Source organism: Methanobrevibacter sp., assembly GCF_017431965.1.
Classification (GTDB): domain Archaea; phylum Methanobacteriota; class Methanobacteria; order Methanobacteriales; family Methanobacteriaceae; genus Methanocatella.
This window is the reverse complement of the sequence record NZ_JAFRKB010000031.1, coordinates 1-16,395: the sequence shown is the minus strand read 5'-3', so window position 1 is coordinate 16,395 and position 16,395 is coordinate 1. Positions and strand designations below refer to the sequence as shown.

The following is a 16,395-nucleotide window of genomic DNA, read 5'->3' as shown; positions in this document are numbered from 1 at the left end:
ATTGATTTGAAAGTAAGCGAGATTACTGCCCTGACCGGATTACCGGTTAACCCTGTAAATCGTAAACAAATCATCCGTGATTTTAATAGTGACTTATTCGAGTCAGATTGGTATCCGATAAAAGAAATTACTAGTTTTAAGATTGGAGATAATGAATTAACAACTGATGATTATGTACTGGATGAAGCTACTGGTGTATTTTATCTTAACCGCAACCATGCTGGTTTGTTGGTTGTGGAATATGTTCAGGAAGCTTCTGAAGACATTATTAATTCAAAAATCAATTCCTTAATAAGTGATATGGTATTATATGGGTTCACTGCATTGGATAAGAATGCTGGTGAAATATCCAGTATCCATGAAGCCGAACAATCAATCAGTTACGATACAAGTAACAGTTTAGGTAACCGTATTTATGCTAGGATTAATGGTTTAAAATCAAGTTATAATTCATGTCGTGTTAAATGGTTAGTGTGATATTTATGCCTGTATTCTTTCCAAATGAAGAAATTGAATTGTATTCTTATAATAGTGATGATTATGATTATCACGGTCCAAAAGAAGATTATTCTCTCAGAGAAAAAGTACAGGGGAACTTCCAACCATTAAACACTTCTGCTAGTCTTAAGGAATTTGGTAAAATCTTAACTGACACTTATAAATTAATATTAGATGAAAATACTGAAATTTATGATTCTGATTTGGTGGTTGTTAATAATATCAAATATGAAATTATTGGAACACCGGAAAATTGGAATCATAATTTATTACCTCATAAAACAATATTGTTGCAAAAATTAAGGAATAATTCAAGAGGGAATTAATTATGGGTTTATCTTTGGAAGTTACATTCTCAGATTCATATTACCGGAAATTAGGATTGCGAAGTGGTTCTAATTATGAATCCGCATTGGACCGGAGTATTGAACATGCGTTAAGTGAAGCGGAGAATGTTATTAAACGTGAAGTTCCGAGACCAGGGCATAGCATGTCTAGGTCAGTTCCACCGTATAAACCTACAGGTAATTTGCAACGAAGTATCCATAAAAGTAAGAAAAAGAAATGCTCTGGAGAGTTAAGGAGTAATGCTAGAAGTAACGGTGTATTATATTGGGGTTTTGTACAATTTGGTACAAGTAAAATGCCTGCTAATCCATTTGTTACTCGTACAGCTCGTATTGTTGCTCCAAAATTGAAAGAGTATTTACATGAAGAACTAACTTCTATGGGTGTACTAAGTTAAACATAAAACTATCTAATTTTTTTTAACAAAATGGAGGCTTTTCATGCACATACTTGAAAAAGCATTCATTGATTTACTACGAAACTATTTGCCAGTATCTAATGGGAAAATATTTGCAGGTAGTAGGTATATTCCAAATGATTTAACACCATGTGTTACAGTGCAAATGAGCGATGAGTCATTTATCCGCAAACATTATGTTGAAATAGACAACATCCAACATTCCCGTGCATTATATGATGCTAGTGTCTGGATCAATATTTGGTGTAATACTGAAGAAGAAAGAACAAACTTGATTGATGCGATAACTCTCAGATTACATCAAGCGGAAGAACATCATTATACTACTTGTTCTAATTACATTTTTGATTCAAGCAAATGTGGTAAAACCAATGAATGTTGTGAAGCTTTAACTTCACATAACGGCCGAACTAACAAAGGCCAATGCCCTAACATCTTGAATTATACTTCTTTTTTTGAAAGTAACAATATTCCAAAAAGAACTTTTCATATTAACAGCGTTACTGACTTAGATGAATTAGACCCTTCCGAACCAATACTAAGAACAATTTTCAGATTGGAAATGCAGTATTATAGTTTTTATCGTATCGGTGGGGAATTATATGATTCAATAAATATTGATGAGGGTTTATTATGAGTAAGAAAAAATCTGAAGAAAAAACTAATGAAAAAACTAACACTGCTTCTGCTAAAGAACAAGCTAAAGAAAAATTAATCCTTTTCGAAGCGGTTCAGAAAAATCCAACTGAAAATTACATTATAATTGGAGCTTTAAGCAAAGCAGATTTATTAGCCCAATACCGTAAAGAAGAAGCTGAATACGGTATTGAAGATATTGAACCATCCATTACAATGGATGAGCTTGACAAATTAATTAAAAAATTTTTAGGAGAATAAAAACATGCCAATAACTTTATCTGAAACTCCAAAAATAAAATACCAAGAATCTGATTCCAATCCAACTGGAGCAAGAGGCGCTGGTGCAGAAATCCCAATCATCATTGGAATAACTGGAAACTCCACTCCTGCTGAAGGAATTTTAAAATTTACTAATTATAGTTCTGCAGCAAAAACTGTTGCAAATGGTGGAATAGGAACCGACACCACTACTAATCCGGTACTTGCTTTCTTGAAAGATTTCTTTGAAGAAAACATTAAATTAGCAAGTGATGATTTATGCGTACCTTACGTGTATGTTATTGATTTAGGAACCGGTAAAACCACCGGTCAATCCCCAGTATTAGACGCTACTGCATGGACTGCTGCAATGGCAAATGCTAAAAAGAAAAGAGATGTAACTGCAGAAGTATTCGTTGGATTCACCAAAACCGACACTGCAACTAATATCATCCCAATCATGGAGTCCGCTCTTGAGAAAATTAATAGTGATGCAACCAAAGGAAGTCCAAGAATTGCATATTTCACAGTAGAAGGAACTACCATGGCTGAATTAGCAGCATACACTGATAGCACTCAAACTAAATACATCCAAAAGGCACGTGTAGCGTTAGTTGAACCAACATTATTCGGTAAAACATGTGCAAGAATCTTCACCACACATTACAGTGAAGAACCTGGTTACGCTCAATACAGATCAGTTTCCGCAGGAACATTTACTGAAAGAACTGACACTGAAGAAAACACTATCCAATCACAAGGTATTATCTTCAATCGTGATGAAAAACCAGGAAAAAGCATTTACCCTAAAATCTGTTTAGCAGTATCAACTGCTTTTGCTAAAAGTGCTGATAATAGACCAAACGATTGTTTATTACATGCAAGAAGAAATGTTGACCAATTAATCCGTGATGCTTTTGAAGTGATTTACCCACAACTCAAAAGAAACGAAACTGAAGTCAATTTATCTTACTTGCAAGCAGATTTAGACACTCTTGTTGGTAATAAAAAGGAATTAGGTTATATGATGGAAGGAACAGTTCTTGAAGTATCCGAATCTGCATCTAACCCATATGACCTTGAAATTAACGGTGTAGCAGTACCTGTAAACGCTACTGAACTAATTCACTTCAAAATGTACATTGAAGCACCTAACACAACTGTAGGAGCATGATATTTATGGCAATAACTGTTGACCCAACAAATAACTCTTATGACCTTGCGGAAATGAGATTAGACGGCCAAACCATTCTTTCCAATGAAAACAATGTTGACCTTGGAGAAGATGGTGGAGATGTTAAATATGTAACTAATAGTGAAGATGGTATTCGCAGATCAAGTAAAAAGAATACTATCGAATGGGGTTTATCTGGTGTTGAACCAGAATTCTATGACATATTATTAGAATATAAAATGTCTGGAAAAACATTCCCATTACAATATTACAACTTTGGTAAAGGTGGAAAATATAATCACGCTTTGACTTTAACTCATGCTAAGATTACTGAACTCACCAGAAGCCATGGTGACGATGGTCCAACCATTGATTGTTCCGGTAATGCATTGGGTGTTGAAATACCAAGATAAAATTATTTTCTTTTTTTTATTTTTTTCTATTTTTAAATAAGATTATTTTTTTTCTAAAATTAAAAGGAGTTAGGCGAAAATGGATGTAAAAGACAAATATGACTTAGAAAAAAGATTCCCTGAGGAATGTAGGAGATTACCTTTAGGATATCTTGAACCGCATGAAAAAGAATTAGCGGAAAAATGCATAAATCATGAAGAATTCACAGAAGAAGAGATTGATGAATTAAGAGAGTTATTAGCAAAATATCGTGATTTATTCAATAAATATGATAGTGTAGAATTAGAGGAAAATCTTGAAGCAAATGTGAAAATAATTAAAACTTCAAGTGAATTATTAGACTTATTAGATGATCCAGACCGATACAGATTTGACATGCATGTTAAAATCAAAGGTCAATTATTACGTTTAGAATTCAGGTTAAAACCATTATCTGATAATGATTATATGGATTTATTAGATGCTCAAACAAGAGTTTTCCGTGATTTAAGTAAATCAGAGAAATTAGTGTATAGTAAAGCAAGTAACGGAACACCATTAACACCTGAAGAAGTAAAAATGCAGAAAAATATTGAAGACAAAATTGTTGAAAAACTTGGTGATGTGGATAAAAACAATGATGTCATTACTACTTTTTTAATCGAAAATGTGGAACTGGTTGATGATGAGGGTTTAACTAAAACTCAAAGGAAAAAATTCTGGACTACTTTAGATATTGGGACACGTGTCCTTATCTACAACCGCTGTAAAGAAATTATCCGCATTGATGAAAACTTAGAAGTGGAATTATTTCCACCTGTTGGATAGTTTTGTCGGTGAAGTGTACTTCCGCGTCAGTAAACATTTAGGAATTGTAATATCTGAAGTCATTAGAGGTTTCTATAATCATGACTGGGATATTATAATGTTAATGCGAAAATATGGGGAAGAAATCAAAGCTGAGCAGAAAAGAATTAAAAAAATGGAAGCGGAAGCTCGTAAAGTTAAACAGAAAAGCAAACGCATGAGGAAATAGATACTATGGTTAACACTAGTGAAGAAATACTTTTGACAATGAATGGGCAGGACAATGCTAGTCAAATGTTTGCTAATATTGATAAGAATGCTCAATCAATGGCAAGTAGTATTTCTGCTGCAATGTCAAAAGTGAATTCTGGTTTAATGAATTTAAGTCAAGTAGGGGATAATGTTGTTCAATCATTGACTGGGAAATCTGCTCTTGATAATATTCTTGGGAGTGCTTCTAAGAATGAAACTAACATGGTTCTCTTGGAGAATATGCTTGAAGATGTTGAAGCTAACTATGACTCTTTCTATAAGACTGTTGACACAACAACAGATAAAAGTTTAACAAGTATGCAAGAGTTGATTCCTGCTTTGAATGCTTTGAATGCTGCAACTGGAGCTACTGATAAAGAATTAGAGAACATTACTCCGAATGTTGCTAACTTTGGTGCAGCTGTATTAGCACAAACTGGTTCAGTTGATCGTGCTCAACAAGCAATGATGGACTTAAGTAAAGGTTATAAAGGAGCTTATGCGTCACTGGATCAGTACGGTATTACTGAAGATGCGCTTGCTCGTGAAGGTTATAATGAAGGTGACGGCCTGGAAAAGTATATGGATGCAGTGACTAAAGTTGTTGGTTCTACTGATAAGTTAATGGAAACTAATCAAGGTCTTGATGCTTTAATCGGTAAAAGCTTCAGTCGTGCGGGTAAGAAGATTGGTAATGAATTCTTACCAATAATTAAAGATGTTAAAAGAGGTTTCATTGATTTAGATAGTAGTCTTGGTGGAGCTATTGCTGGAAGTATACTTTTAGGTGAAGCCGGTATTGAAGCGGGTAATCGTATTATGTGGAATGTTTCCACTGCTGCTCAAGGAGTAAGGGATTTAAAAGAAGGTTTTGGTTTACTTCGTGATGCTATTAAAGGTGCCGGTAAAGCTGCTGAAGAAACTGGTGATGTCATTAACACTTTGAGTAATGCTAGTGATATTGCTTCTGGTGCTGCTGGGGCAGGTGGTGCTGTTGGTGCTGGAGCCCAAGCAGTCAAAGGAGCAAGTAAAGGTGAAAAAGCATTAGAAGGTGGAATGGATGCATTATTAATGGCAGACATGGTAAAAGGTAATAAATCCAGTAATAATGAATTGGCTAAATGGTTGCGTGAAGTTGAAAAATCAGATGATCTCTATGAAAGAATGGCTGAATTCAATTTAGAGAAAAGAGCAGAAAGAGCATCTAAAAGCATGGGTGTTAACCCTAAAAAATACTTAGATAATGTTAAAAAAGACACAAAAGGATTAGAAGAAGCATTGTCTAAATCATCTGAATTCATGTATGATGATGCATTATTAAAAGAATGGGAAGCATCAGGGCAAACATTCACTGGAGCTATTAAAGATAAAACTACAGGGTTTAAGAATAAATTAACTGGTGCATTCTCAACATTACGTAATTTTGATTATAAAGGAACATTACTTAGTCCTTTCACAAAAATGAAAAGTGGATTAACTGGGGTTATAAGTAGTATTAAAGGATTTAGTTTTGGTGGAGCATTACAATCCTCTCTTGAAAAAGGATTTGGTGGGATTGGAAATATTGCTAGTTCTATTAAAGGCAAATTCAGTTCATTAAGTAGTACTTTAAGTGGGATTAATATCTCTGATTCTTTTAAAAATTTTGATTCTAAACTTTATCAAAGCATTAAGGGATTTAGTTTTAAAGATAGTCTTGGTGGTTTGAAAGAATCAATTAAAGGGCTTCGTGGAACTGCAGAAGTTATTGATGAAGTTGAAGATGTTGCAGTTACACTTAAAGGTGCTGATGCAATTGGTGATGGAATGATGGCGGCAGCTGCTGCTGGTGATGCTGCGGCAGCGGCTGGGCCTGCAATGGAAGCCGGCGCAGCTGGTGCTGAAGCAGCTGCTGTAGGTGCAACTGGTTTAAGTGCAGCATTCACATCAATGATTGTTCCTGCATTAGCTTTAGCAGCAGTAATTATAATCATGATTCCAATATTAGCAGTTATTGCTGCAGAGGCTATGATAGTGCTCCGTTTATTAGCAGAATTAATGGAAGCATTAAGCTTTGACAGTATTAACCTTGATGGTGCGGTTAAAGGCATTCAATCCATTACAACTGCATTATTATGGGTTGGTGCTGCAATGTTAGCATTAACAGCAGTGAACATTGCAACTCAAATCGCAATGGTTACAAGTTTCTTCTTAGGTTTAACTGGACCATTAGAAGCAGCATGTGATGCATTATTAAAAGCAGCTGGATTATTAAGGCAATTTAGTGGTGTGGGAATTGATGCTAGTGTTGCAACTAATATTCAAAACATCACTTCAAGTTTATCAAGCATTGCAACAGCAATGACTGCTTTAACATGGAGTAACATTGTAACTGGTTTCAGTGATTGGATTGCAGGAGCATTAGGATTTGGAAGCGTTACTGAAGGATTAACCCAAGCCAAAGATGATATTATAAAAGCTTCCAGTATTATTAATGAATTTTCTGGTATAACCCCACTAGATGATAGTGTTGCTAATAACATACAAAATGTATGTGATAGTCTCGCTAGTGTAGGTAATGCTATGTCTGCATTACGAAGTATTCGTGATGGTCAAAATTGGGATGACCTCTTTGGCGAATTAATGTCAGGATTATTCGGTGAAGGAGTAGACATTCAACAAGCATTGATAAATGTTAAAGATGATATTATCGAAGCTAGTCAAGCATTAGCCCAATTCACTAATATCACTGAAATCCCCGAAGGTATTTCCGAGAATATTAAAAAAGTTTCCGATACATTAACTAGTGTTAATGAGGCTTTTGAAACATTACGCAGTATGCGTGATAACAGTAACTGGGATGGTATGATGGAAGGTTTGTTCCCAGGAGTGGATATTGGAACTGCTTTAGAACAAATCAAAAATGATTTAATAACTGCTTCTCAGAAATTAGCTGCATTATCTGGTTTATCTGAAATATCAGAAGACACTACTAATAAAATTAAATTAGTTGGTGATGGTTTAGCAAAAGTCTCAGAGGTATGTAACACTCTAAGTAATTTACCTCCAATGGAAGGTTTTGATTCTAGTACAATCACTACTGCTGTTACTAATGTTCAAACTGCAGCTACTGAATTAGCAAAACTAAATCAAATCACATTCGATGGAGCGGCTGCAGATACAATATTGGGGGCTATTCAAACTACTCTTGAAAATGTGAAAACAACATTAGCCTCAGCCAGTGGTTTCAGTGAACCGGCGACTAATATCGGAAGTCAAATTGTTAGTGGAGTCAAGTCTGGTTTATCTCCTTTAACTAGTACTATTCAGGGTGCGGTGTCTTCGGCTACTGGTGCGGCTGCAAGTACTGGTTGGACTGGTGGGTCACGTATTGGAACATCAACAACAAATGGTTTTAAATCCTCTTTGAAATTGGCTAGTGTTATGACAACAGAAATGGCACATGTTAAAACAGCAGTGGACAATGGTATATCAGCTGCTAAAACAGCTGCAGAAAGTGGAGCTCAGGAAGTTGTAGCAGCATTTAAATCAGGTATTAATGTTGGTTCTCCAGGGGATATTGCACGTGCAATGAAACAGGAATTGATTTATACAAAAGACTTTATTCTCGCAGCTTATTCTCCTTTAAAAGAAGCTGCTTATTCTCTTGGACAAAATATTGTTAAGGGTTTTGGAAGTCCTAGTCTTGACTTTGACATGTTTATGAATGGTGGAACATTAACTGCTGACTACATTGGAGCTTTACAAACAACAATAAGTAGAGCCCCTGATAAGCAAGATAACAGACCTGTTACAATCATTGTTAGTGAAGGTGCTGTTAAATTAGATGCACGTAACTACACAACTAAAGAAGCTCAAGGATTGATGATTACTGCATTCGAAGGAATGGACAATATTACTAAGATTGATGTAAACGGAGTATGATGCGAAATGGGAATGTATGATGATATCTTAACTGGTGTTTCTGAGAATATTGAAATCATGGGATATCCTTTTTATGCTGAAAATATTCAAGGAGAAGAACCATTCAATCGAAGGGAAATAATACAGAAACCTTTGTTGAATGGAACTATGATTACTAAAAGAGGTCGTTATGTTCAAAGGAAATTTAGTTTCAAAACTACTTTGTTTCATGGTGATGGGCGGGCTGATGCTCATGATGATATTCTCCGTGAAATTAACAGTAAACCTGTTGAAGTGATTAGTCAAAGTATGGGCGGTAAATTCAAAGCTGTGGTTACTTTCACTAAAGATATCTTTGAAGGTTCGCCTTTCCATACGGATTATGATGTTGATATAATTGAAGTTCCAGAGAGTTCATCTAATATTCCTGGAGAAAATAGATTAGTTGTTCCAGAAGTGAAAAAGGTATCTGTTTCTAATACTACTAATAGCAGTAGTAAGATTAATACGGAATTGAATAATCAATTGAATAATCAATTGAATAAATGTAATGTTCCTTATAAAGACGGTCAGAAAAATGAATGTGTTAAAATCTTACAGGAAAAACTTATCCTATTAGGTTACTTAGATGAGAAATACAAAACCGGCCGTTATGATAACAGAACTATTGAAGCTGTTAAAAGTTTCCAAAGGTCCACAAATGGTAAATTATTAGTTGATGGTGTCTTTGGAATGTATACTAGATTGCATTTAGTTAAAACATGAATGGAGGAGTATTTATGAGTGATATTGAAATATTGCCTCCAATTGGGGTTTCTGGTTTTGAAGTATATAAAACAGAGAATGACCCTGAATTTAGTTTAGGTGAAAATTCAAAGGATAAATTTGTTGCTTTAAATGGAACTACAACTGAAATTGCATGTTATGACAATATGTATGATAACAGTTTCGATGAAGATTATGAAGGTATAAGTAACACTGGGAGCGCTTCTTTCCCTGAAATCGAATTGGACCGTTTTTGTAAAGGTCGTAAGATTTGTTTGAAAAAAGCAAATGATACAGGTGAAGTTTTACAATGGGATGACTTGGTAACTTGTTTATTAGGTTTTATTTCAGAACAGTCTTTCACCACTGAGGGTGTTGATCTAAAACTTGTTGGTATGAGTAAATTATTGGATCAAGAAAAACAATTTACATTTACAAAGACAAAAAGGTCAGAGATTTTAAAACAAATCATTGAAGCTGCAGGTTTAAAAGCAGATGTTGACCCTACCGGTCTTAATGATGAGGTTATCGATTATACTAACGTTTCAAGTAGCGGTTCTAGTGCAACTGGTGGTGAAGGAGAAACAATTGATGAATTAGTTAAAAGTATTATTGGTTCTGAAACTGATGATTTAAAGAAATGTAAACTTATTCATGACTGGTTGAAAAAGAATGTTAAATATAGTTATTATTCTTGTAGTAAGTATAGTTCTGCTGAAGAATGTTTGAATAATAAAACTCGTTTGAATTGTGCGGATACTGCGAGATTGACACGTTCAATGATGGCCAGTGCTGGTTTAAAATGCTATGTTGTTCAGCGTACTTATGATGGAGGGCATTTCTGGACAATCATTGAAATAAATGGCAAAAAATATGCTTCCGACCAAACTGGAGATGGAAGTGCTTTTAATACTGTTTGGAAGGCAAGTGGCAGAACTAGTGTAAGTGATGGTGGAGCTTATTCTAAAAAATGTGGAGATAATCCTTGTTGTTAAAATTGTATGATGGAGGATAATATGTCAACTATTGTTCTTGGTTGTGATACTAATGCTTCGAATGATGCGAAATGTCAGAATGCTGTTGCTAAAATATTAAAGAATGCAGGGCATACTGTGGAGAAATTAAGCATTGGTCCTAACTCATTTGCATCTTATTCATATAGTAAAAAGGCAAAAGGGAAAATTGGTGTGTTCTTGATTGCTTCAGGTATTACTGCTATTGCTGATTTATATGATGGGAATACTAATTTTAAATATGCTTATTTTGGGATAAGGGGAGATTTGAAACAACCTCGATTATCTACAATGTCTGATTTTAAAAACAATCCTATTAGTAAGGATAAGCACGGGGATTGTATAAGTAAATCATGTAATAAACTTGCAGGTAAAACCTATCCTCAGATGAATGAAATAACTAAAAGTAAATGTATTGCTGTTTTTGGCACAACTTGTGATGAATTAGGGAATAACATTGTAAAAGCAATGGGAGGGGACTCTAGTAGTTCTAGTTCTAAAAGTTCAAGTTCACCAATACGCACTGCTATTAAAGAAGTGTTATATGGTTGGAATGGGGATGTTGAATGCTTTCTACGTGATGATACAATTCATATTCGGAGAATTCAAGACCCCACTAAAGCCACATTATCTTTAATTGAAGATGTTAATGTTTATTATGACAGTATCAGTCTCACAGATATCAACCCTAATACTCCTAATAAGTTGGTTGTTGAATGGAATAATTCCACTTATGTTATTGAAGATACTGATAGGATTAATCGTTTTGGTGAGAAAAAACAGACAATTAAAGCCAACCTTGCATCTGGAGAGAATATTAATGATTTTGCTTACCGTGAATGGAATAAATTATTAAAAGATGATGGCCGTGTTCTTGAATGTAAAGTTGACGGCTCTCCAGAATGGCGGAACGGCCAATGGGTTCGTGTTTATATGCCTAGTTTTAAGTTAGATGGTTTCATGTACTTAACAAAGGTTTCTCATGATGATAATATTGATTGGACTTGTAATTTAAGATTAGTAGATTATCCTCCTGATTTAGGCACTGAACCTACACAGAAAAGTACTGATGATTCTGATTCTACTGATGATATTGAAAGTGGTGATTCGTAAATGGGAAGTAAGGATGTTACTGTTACTGATGCAAGAATGAAAGAAGTTTTAAGGAATCAAGTTAAACCAATCATCTCTGAAACGGTCCCTCCAATGATTAATAAATCTTTAGAGGAAGTTCGATTGTTTACGGGTATTGCTACAAAATTCTATCATTACCTGGATAAGGTTGAAGTTAAATTGGATAACTCGGATAGTACTGTTTTATGTAAACGGTTGCATATTTTTGGTGGTGACTTGGTTGACTTATTCACTCCAACTGCAGATCATCAAAGTTTCTGTGATAAACTAAAAGAACCTTGCATTATCCCACGTGATACATTACATTGTCTCGTTATTAATATTTTTGATAATAGTGATGAGTATTTATTGTTAGGTTTTTTTCAAGTTGAAGAATTTGTTGGTTTGAACCCTGCTAAACCAGGTAACTTAAAAATTTGCGCTGTTGGTGGGTTAAATCAATTTTGGATTAAATTCGGTCATGATGGTTTGGATATTAGGACTAATGAAACTCCAACTACAAATGTTGGAGATATGGATGCGGACATGTCTTCTGTTGTTTATGCTGATTCTGGGGAGGTGTACACTAAAGAAGAGGTGTATACTAAAAGTGAAGTTGATGAGTTAATAGCAGCGAAAATCGCTGAAGCTTTAGAGGGGGAATGATTATATTGACATTGCCTGTTGATACTAGTAGTGATGATTATCGTTTCAATAAAACTTTAAATGAAGATGTTCAAGTAAAGCCTGTTTCAGATACTGGTGCTCATTGGGATATTCAGATGAGCAAAGGTGATTATGTTAATGTAACTGGAATGGAGTCTCTTTGTAATGCTATATGCATTGCAATAATGACAAGATTCAATGAACTTGATTATATTGATTTATACGAAGGATTTGGTTGTAGAGCTCATGAGTTAATCAAAGCAAATAAATCGGAAATGGTAAGATATAAGGTTGAATTATTTGTTGTGGAAGTATTGGAGAAAATGCGTAGGGTGCTTTCTGTTAATAATGTTACTGTATCTGATTCTGATAGTCATTCTTATTTAATTAATTTTAATGTAACAAGTATTAATGATGAAATAGTAAAAGGAAGTGTTGCTCTATGAATTATACTCAAAAGGAATATGAAGAGATTTTTGAATCTATGTTAGAAGATAGTGTGGCTAATGGTTTAATTAGTCGTGCGGATAATTTTGCTTCATTTATTCAGAATCGTGAAGATATTTCAAATTATTATATTATGGATAAATCAGTGATTGCGAAAATGTTTGAAAAGGTATATGAAGATATAACTATTGTTTCTGATAGTGTTAACATTGAAATTGCCACTGGAAAGGATTTAGATAATATAGGGGATTGGTTAGGTATACCTAGGCCTCTTGCAACTCAATCTAGTGTAAAAGTAACTTTCACTTTAAATGAGGATATTCAAGAAGATATTAATATCCCTGAAGGTGTTTTAGTTTCAACTGATGATGGTATAATGTATGTAACTGTTGAATCTATTTTCATTGCTGCTTCAGATTCCACGACTACAGTACAATGTATGAGTGTTGAAGCTGGAAGTAATTTTAAAGTCATAGAAAACACTCTTGTTAATATTGTTTCCCCATTAAGATATAATTTATCCGTTACTAACGAAACTGCAAGCAGTGGTGGGACAGACACTTATTCCGATGAGGATTATAGGGATTTATTATTAAATTGGAAATTAATTAAGGTTAAAGGCAGTGATGAAGCGTTTCGTTATTACTTCGCTAATCTGGATGGTATTGATGGTTACAAACTGGTTCCTAACTGGAATGGGACTGGTACTGTTAAAGTTATTATTGATCCGGGAACTGATTATATTTTAAATAAAGCTTATGAAGATTTGCAGACTAAAGTCACTCAGGAAACTGAAGATATTTCAATGTTCGCACCTATTGATAAGTATATTGATATTTATGCGATTGTGAATGTTGATATTGACCGGATTAACCCATTTTCTGAATTGGAGAAAGAAAATATCAAATCAAAGATTCTCACAGCCATTAAAGTTTTCATTGATGGGGGTTATAGGAATAATGGAGCTTGGTATAATGGTTTGAACATTGGTGAAGATTTCATTCCGCATAAATTAGCGGTTTTCTTGGATGATGAAATTTCAGAATTAAAAAATATTACTTTCAACTATCCTGAAGATTACATTCTTATTCAGGATGAAGAGATTGGTGTTTCTAATAATATTACAATTGAGATGATATAATATGCCCCGTGATAGTTTGAAAACATTAATGGATATGTTTCCTTGGTTTTTTGATAAGAGCAGCACTAGTAATTTTTATAAGTCTCAAAGTGTTACTAATAATCAATTCAAAAATGTGTATAATGATGTGTTTAAAGTTTATCAAAGTTTTCATCTGAATAAGAATTGTTTGATTTGGAAAGAGCAATCACAACCTTTTGAGTATGCGATTAATTTTATTGCTAATTTCCCTAATATGAAAACTGTTACTTTGTATAAAAATGATGAAGTGATATATACTGATGAGTATACTTCTGAGGAAAATGTTAATAGTTTTGAATATGCTTACAATTGTAGTACATTAGATGAATTTGAAACTGTTTTCTATGATAATGCTTCATCATCTGACCATCGTGAGGACTGGGACTCAACCGAAGAATTAAGTGTAGATTATGATGAGGATGGAACAATAATAACTGAAGATGATTCAAATTTTGGAAGTTATTATGCGAATTTTGAAGGAACTGAAAATTCAATAATAGAATTTGACATCCAAGCATTAAACATGGTTGGAAGCATAAAATTCTTTTATAAAAACGCTGACATCCATTTGAATAACTATCTCAGGGATTCAAAGAAGCATCATATTAAAGTAGAATGTAAAAATGATTATGTTGTATTATATGTGGATAATATAGAACAGGCAACATTTGGGATTACAAGTGAAAATACCAGTTGCAGATTCATATTAAAAAATGCAAGTGTAAAATTTAGTGATTTTAGTATTTCAACAGTTTCAGCAAAAATCATTCCTCAAAATAAATTTAAAATGGAAATCACTACATATGATGAATATTCAATTTCAAAAGGTTGGCCTGAAAACGATACTATAGAAGGGAATGAATACGATCATGATGAAAGTCTTGATGAAATCGGAGCATTGCATGATATTCCACGTAAAGAATACTTGATTGTGAATGAAGAATTATATGGTGCAACCGAACCACCATACAATGACAGGGCCAGTGAAGATGATTATCATTATATGAAAAGGATTCTTGATTATATGTTAATGTATCATACTACTCCTTTGCCAGTTTTGGAAATTTGGAAAATGTATGGTATTAATGCTACATTAGAGAATAGGGAAAAATTACTGTTGAAAGTTTTTGACCTGGAAAAACATCCGAATTTCATAGACAACAGAACTGATTCTCAAGGCAATTACATAGCAGATGGTGACCGATGGTTCAGCGGAACATTAGATGAAGCGGGGAATATCAATGAATGGACTCCTAACGCATGGGAACATAAAGACAAATTCTGTGATTACACTAAAAATCTTGGGAAATACTTCTTTGTGAAGGCATCAACAAAAATACCAGTTAAAAATCAGAATGTAGTTTTTAGTTTCAGATTTTTAGACAGTCTTGCTCATGAATTAGGAGAAGAATGCAGTGTTGATGTTTTCTTAAATAATACATTACTTTATGAAGATGTGGTCACTAATCAAATAACAATTCAAAGTAATCAAATCCCTCAGGATATTGACAATATTTTCACTTTTAGGGGTAAAGATTCTCAAGGTGAAATCATTGATACTCAAGATGTGAAAGTAACCGTGAGGGGCTGTAATAGTGGTAGTTTTTATGTTGACCCTGTGAATGGTAGTGATTCTTATGATGGTAAAAGTAGAAGCACTGCTTTTCAAACAATACAAAAAGCAGTTAATAGTGTCAATGGAGATAGAAACCTCATCGTATTATTAAGTGGACTTTATGAAATTTCATCTCCAGTACTGGTTCGGAAAGATTGTTCAATTCTTGGATGTGGAGGAGTGATTATAGAGAATTTAACTGAAAACTTATTTTTCAAAGTTTACCCTCATAATACTCTAAATTTACAAGATTTAGCTCTACAGTACAAAGGAGATTTTTGTAATGTTTCCACTAATGAATTCACAAACAAGAATGGTAATAATGAAGTTGCAGATGTTATTATCTATTTCACAAATGCTCCAGTTTTAATAATGACTCGTTTAGATTTGAGTTTTGTTGGAAAAAATCATTGTGTTGGAGATACAATCACATTCTCAGGTTCATTACATGATAGATTAGGCAATCCTTTAGCAGCGAAAAATATCAGCATAACGGATAATAAAACCCTATCACGAACATTAACAACAAATTCAAATGGAGCGTATACTGGAAGTCTCGTTGCAGAAAGAATGGGAGATTTAACATTGAATGCTTCTTATAATGGAGATTCAATTTATAAATCTTCACTAGCAACAGCATCTACAACTATCAAAATGAGATTAACAGATTTACTCTCAAAATATGATTCTGTTGTAATGGATTTACAATATACTAATAATAATGATTGGAAGTATACTACAAAAAATGTGAATGAAATCACAAAATTATCTGACTTGGATGGGGCAATATTAAACCTTCAGTTCATAAATGAAGAAGTTCAATTTGAAAGATTCTACTCTTATTCTGATGAAGTCTATGTTACAAAAACAGACATGGAAAAACTAAGAGGACTGCTCGTAGGCATCATTTATGATGATGAATAT

At 33.9% G+C, this 16,395-nt stretch carries 17 protein-coding genes; all 17 read left to right on the top strand.

The features are described 5' to 3' along the window. Nucleotides 1-477 (top strand): hypothetical protein (locus IJI93_RS03760; RefSeq protein WP_292820125.1); only part of this gene is annotated, 477 nt, incomplete at its 5' end. 5 nt (nt 478-482) lie between these two features. After that, a complete protein-coding gene (locus tag IJI93_RS03755; protein WP_292820123.1) occupies nt 483-824 on the top strand; it encodes a hypothetical protein in 342 nt (113 codons plus the stop codon). Between the two features lie 2 nt (nt 825-826). Further along, a complete protein-coding gene (locus IJI93_RS03750) occupies nt 827-1,243 on the top strand; it encodes an HK97-gp10 family putative phage morphogenesis protein (protein ID WP_292820121.1) in 417 nt (138 codons plus the stop codon). 43 nt (nt 1,244-1,286) lie between these two features. Beyond that, entirely contained in the window at nt 1,287-1,901 is a 615-nt protein-coding gene (locus tag IJI93_RS03745; RefSeq protein WP_292820119.1) for a hypothetical protein, read from the top strand. Beyond that, on the top strand, nt 1,898-2,161 hold the full coding sequence (locus tag IJI93_RS03740; RefSeq protein ID WP_292820116.1) for a hypothetical protein: 264 nt from the start codon (nt 1,898-1,900) through the stop codon (nt 2,159-2,161). The genes IJI93_RS03745 and IJI93_RS03740 overlap by 4 nt, the downstream gene beginning before the upstream one ends. A gap of 4 nt (nt 2,162-2,165) precedes the next feature. Next, the gene (locus tag IJI93_RS03735) at nt 2,166-3,335 is read left to right on the top strand and encodes a hypothetical protein (RefSeq protein WP_292820112.1); all 1,170 of its coding nucleotides are present in this window, start codon (nt 2,166-2,168) and stop codon (nt 3,333-3,335) included. Between the two features lie 5 nt (nt 3,336-3,340). Continuing rightward, the gene (locus IJI93_RS03730; protein WP_292820109.1) at nt 3,341-3,748 is read left to right on the top strand and encodes a hypothetical protein; all 408 of its coding nucleotides are present in this window, start codon (nt 3,341-3,343) and stop codon (nt 3,746-3,748) included. Nucleotides 3,749-3,827: 79 nt separating this feature from the next. Next, nucleotides 3,828-4,556, top strand: a complete 729-nt coding sequence (locus IJI93_RS03725; RefSeq protein ID WP_292820106.1) for a hypothetical protein — start codon at nt 3,828-3,830, stop codon at nt 4,554-4,556. Then, the gene (locus IJI93_RS03720) at nt 4,549-4,764 is read left to right on the top strand and encodes a hypothetical protein (RefSeq protein WP_292820101.1); all 216 of its coding nucleotides are present in this window, start codon (nt 4,549-4,551) and stop codon (nt 4,762-4,764) included. The genes IJI93_RS03725 and IJI93_RS03720 overlap by 8 nt, the downstream gene beginning before the upstream one ends. 5 nt (nt 4,765-4,769) lie before the next feature. Then, nucleotides 4,770-8,711, top strand: coding sequence for a hypothetical protein (locus IJI93_RS03715; protein ID WP_292820098.1), 3,942 nt, complete (start codon nt 4,770-4,772; stop codon nt 8,709-8,711). Nucleotides 8,712-8,717: 6 nt separating this feature from the next. Next, nucleotides 8,718-9,455 carry a peptidoglycan-binding protein gene (locus IJI93_RS03710; protein WP_292820096.1) on the top strand — a complete coding sequence of 246 codons (738 nt, stop codon included), beginning with the start codon at nt 8,718-8,720 and terminating at the stop codon, nt 9,453-9,455. A 14-nt stretch (nt 9,456-9,469) separates the two neighbouring features. Beyond that, nucleotides 9,470-10,450, top strand: a complete 981-nt coding sequence (locus tag IJI93_RS03705) for a transglutaminase-like domain-containing protein (protein WP_292820094.1) — start codon at nt 9,470-9,472, stop codon at nt 10,448-10,450. Nucleotides 10,451-10,471: 21 nt separating this feature from the next. Next, the gene (locus IJI93_RS03700; RefSeq protein ID WP_292820092.1) at nt 10,472-11,581 is read left to right on the top strand and encodes a hypothetical protein; all 1,110 of its coding nucleotides are present in this window, start codon (nt 10,472-10,474) and stop codon (nt 11,579-11,581) included. Further along, nucleotides 11,582-12,247 (top strand): hypothetical protein, encoded by a 666-nt coding sequence (locus IJI93_RS03695; protein WP_292820089.1) that lies wholly within the window; start codon nt 11,582-11,584, stop codon nt 12,245-12,247. Further along, complete coding sequence (locus IJI93_RS03690; protein WP_292820087.1) at nt 12,244-12,693, top strand: hypothetical protein; 450 nt, start codon at nt 12,244-12,246, stop codon at nt 12,691-12,693. Before IJI93_RS03695 ends, IJI93_RS03690 begins: the two co-directional genes overlap by 4 nt. Further along, entirely contained in the window at nt 12,690-13,835 is a 1,146-nt protein-coding gene (locus IJI93_RS03685) for a baseplate J/gp47 family protein (RefSeq protein WP_292820085.1), read from the top strand. The genes IJI93_RS03690 and IJI93_RS03685 overlap by 4 nt, the downstream gene beginning before the upstream one ends. 235 nt (nt 13,836-14,070) lie before the next feature. Further along, nucleotides 14,071-16,395: Ig-like domain-containing protein (locus IJI93_RS03680; RefSeq protein ID WP_292820083.1), on the top strand; the 2,325-nt coding region annotated here is incomplete at its 3' end.

Bases quoted from the DNA above. Each gene is read 5' to 3' on its own strand.
- IJI93_RS03755 (WP_292820123.1), top strand. From the start codon at position 483: ATGCCTGTATTCTTTCCAAATGAAGAAATTGAATTGTATTCTTATAAT.
- IJI93_RS03750 (WP_292820121.1), top strand. From the start codon at position 827: ATGGGTTTATCTTTGGAAGTTACATTCTCAGATTCATATTACCGGAAA.
- IJI93_RS03745 (WP_292820119.1), top strand. From the start codon at position 1,287: ATGCACATACTTGAAAAAGCATTCATTGATTTACTACGAAACTATTTG.
- IJI93_RS03740 (WP_292820116.1), top strand. From the start codon at position 1,898: ATGAGTAAGAAAAAATCTGAAGAAAAAACTAATGAAAAAACTAACACT.
- IJI93_RS03735 (WP_292820112.1), top strand. From the start codon at position 2,166: ATGCCAATAACTTTATCTGAAACTCCAAAAATAAAATACCAAGAATCT.
- IJI93_RS03730 (WP_292820109.1), top strand. From the start codon at position 3,341: ATGGCAATAACTGTTGACCCAACAAATAACTCTTATGACCTTGCGGAA.
- IJI93_RS03725 (WP_292820106.1), top strand. From the start codon at position 3,828: ATGGATGTAAAAGACAAATATGACTTAGAAAAAAGATTCCCTGAGGAA.
- IJI93_RS03715 (WP_292820098.1), top strand. From the start codon at position 4,770: ATGGTTAACACTAGTGAAGAAATACTTTTGACAATGAATGGGCAGGAC.
- IJI93_RS03710 (WP_292820096.1), top strand. From the start codon at position 8,718: ATGGGAATGTATGATGATATCTTAACTGGTGTTTCTGAGAATATTGAA.
- IJI93_RS03705 (WP_292820094.1), top strand. From the start codon at position 9,470: ATGAGTGATATTGAAATATTGCCTCCAATTGGGGTTTCTGGTTTTGAA.
- IJI93_RS03700 (WP_292820092.1), top strand. From the start codon at position 10,472: ATGTCAACTATTGTTCTTGGTTGTGATACTAATGCTTCGAATGATGCG.
- IJI93_RS03695 (WP_292820089.1), top strand. From the start codon at position 11,582: ATGGGAAGTAAGGATGTTACTGTTACTGATGCAAGAATGAAAGAAGTT.
- IJI93_RS03690 (WP_292820087.1), top strand. From the start codon at position 12,244: ATGATTATATTGACATTGCCTGTTGATACTAGTAGTGATGATTATCGT.
- IJI93_RS03685 (WP_292820085.1), top strand. From the start codon at position 12,690: ATGAATTATACTCAAAAGGAATATGAAGAGATTTTTGAATCTATGTTA.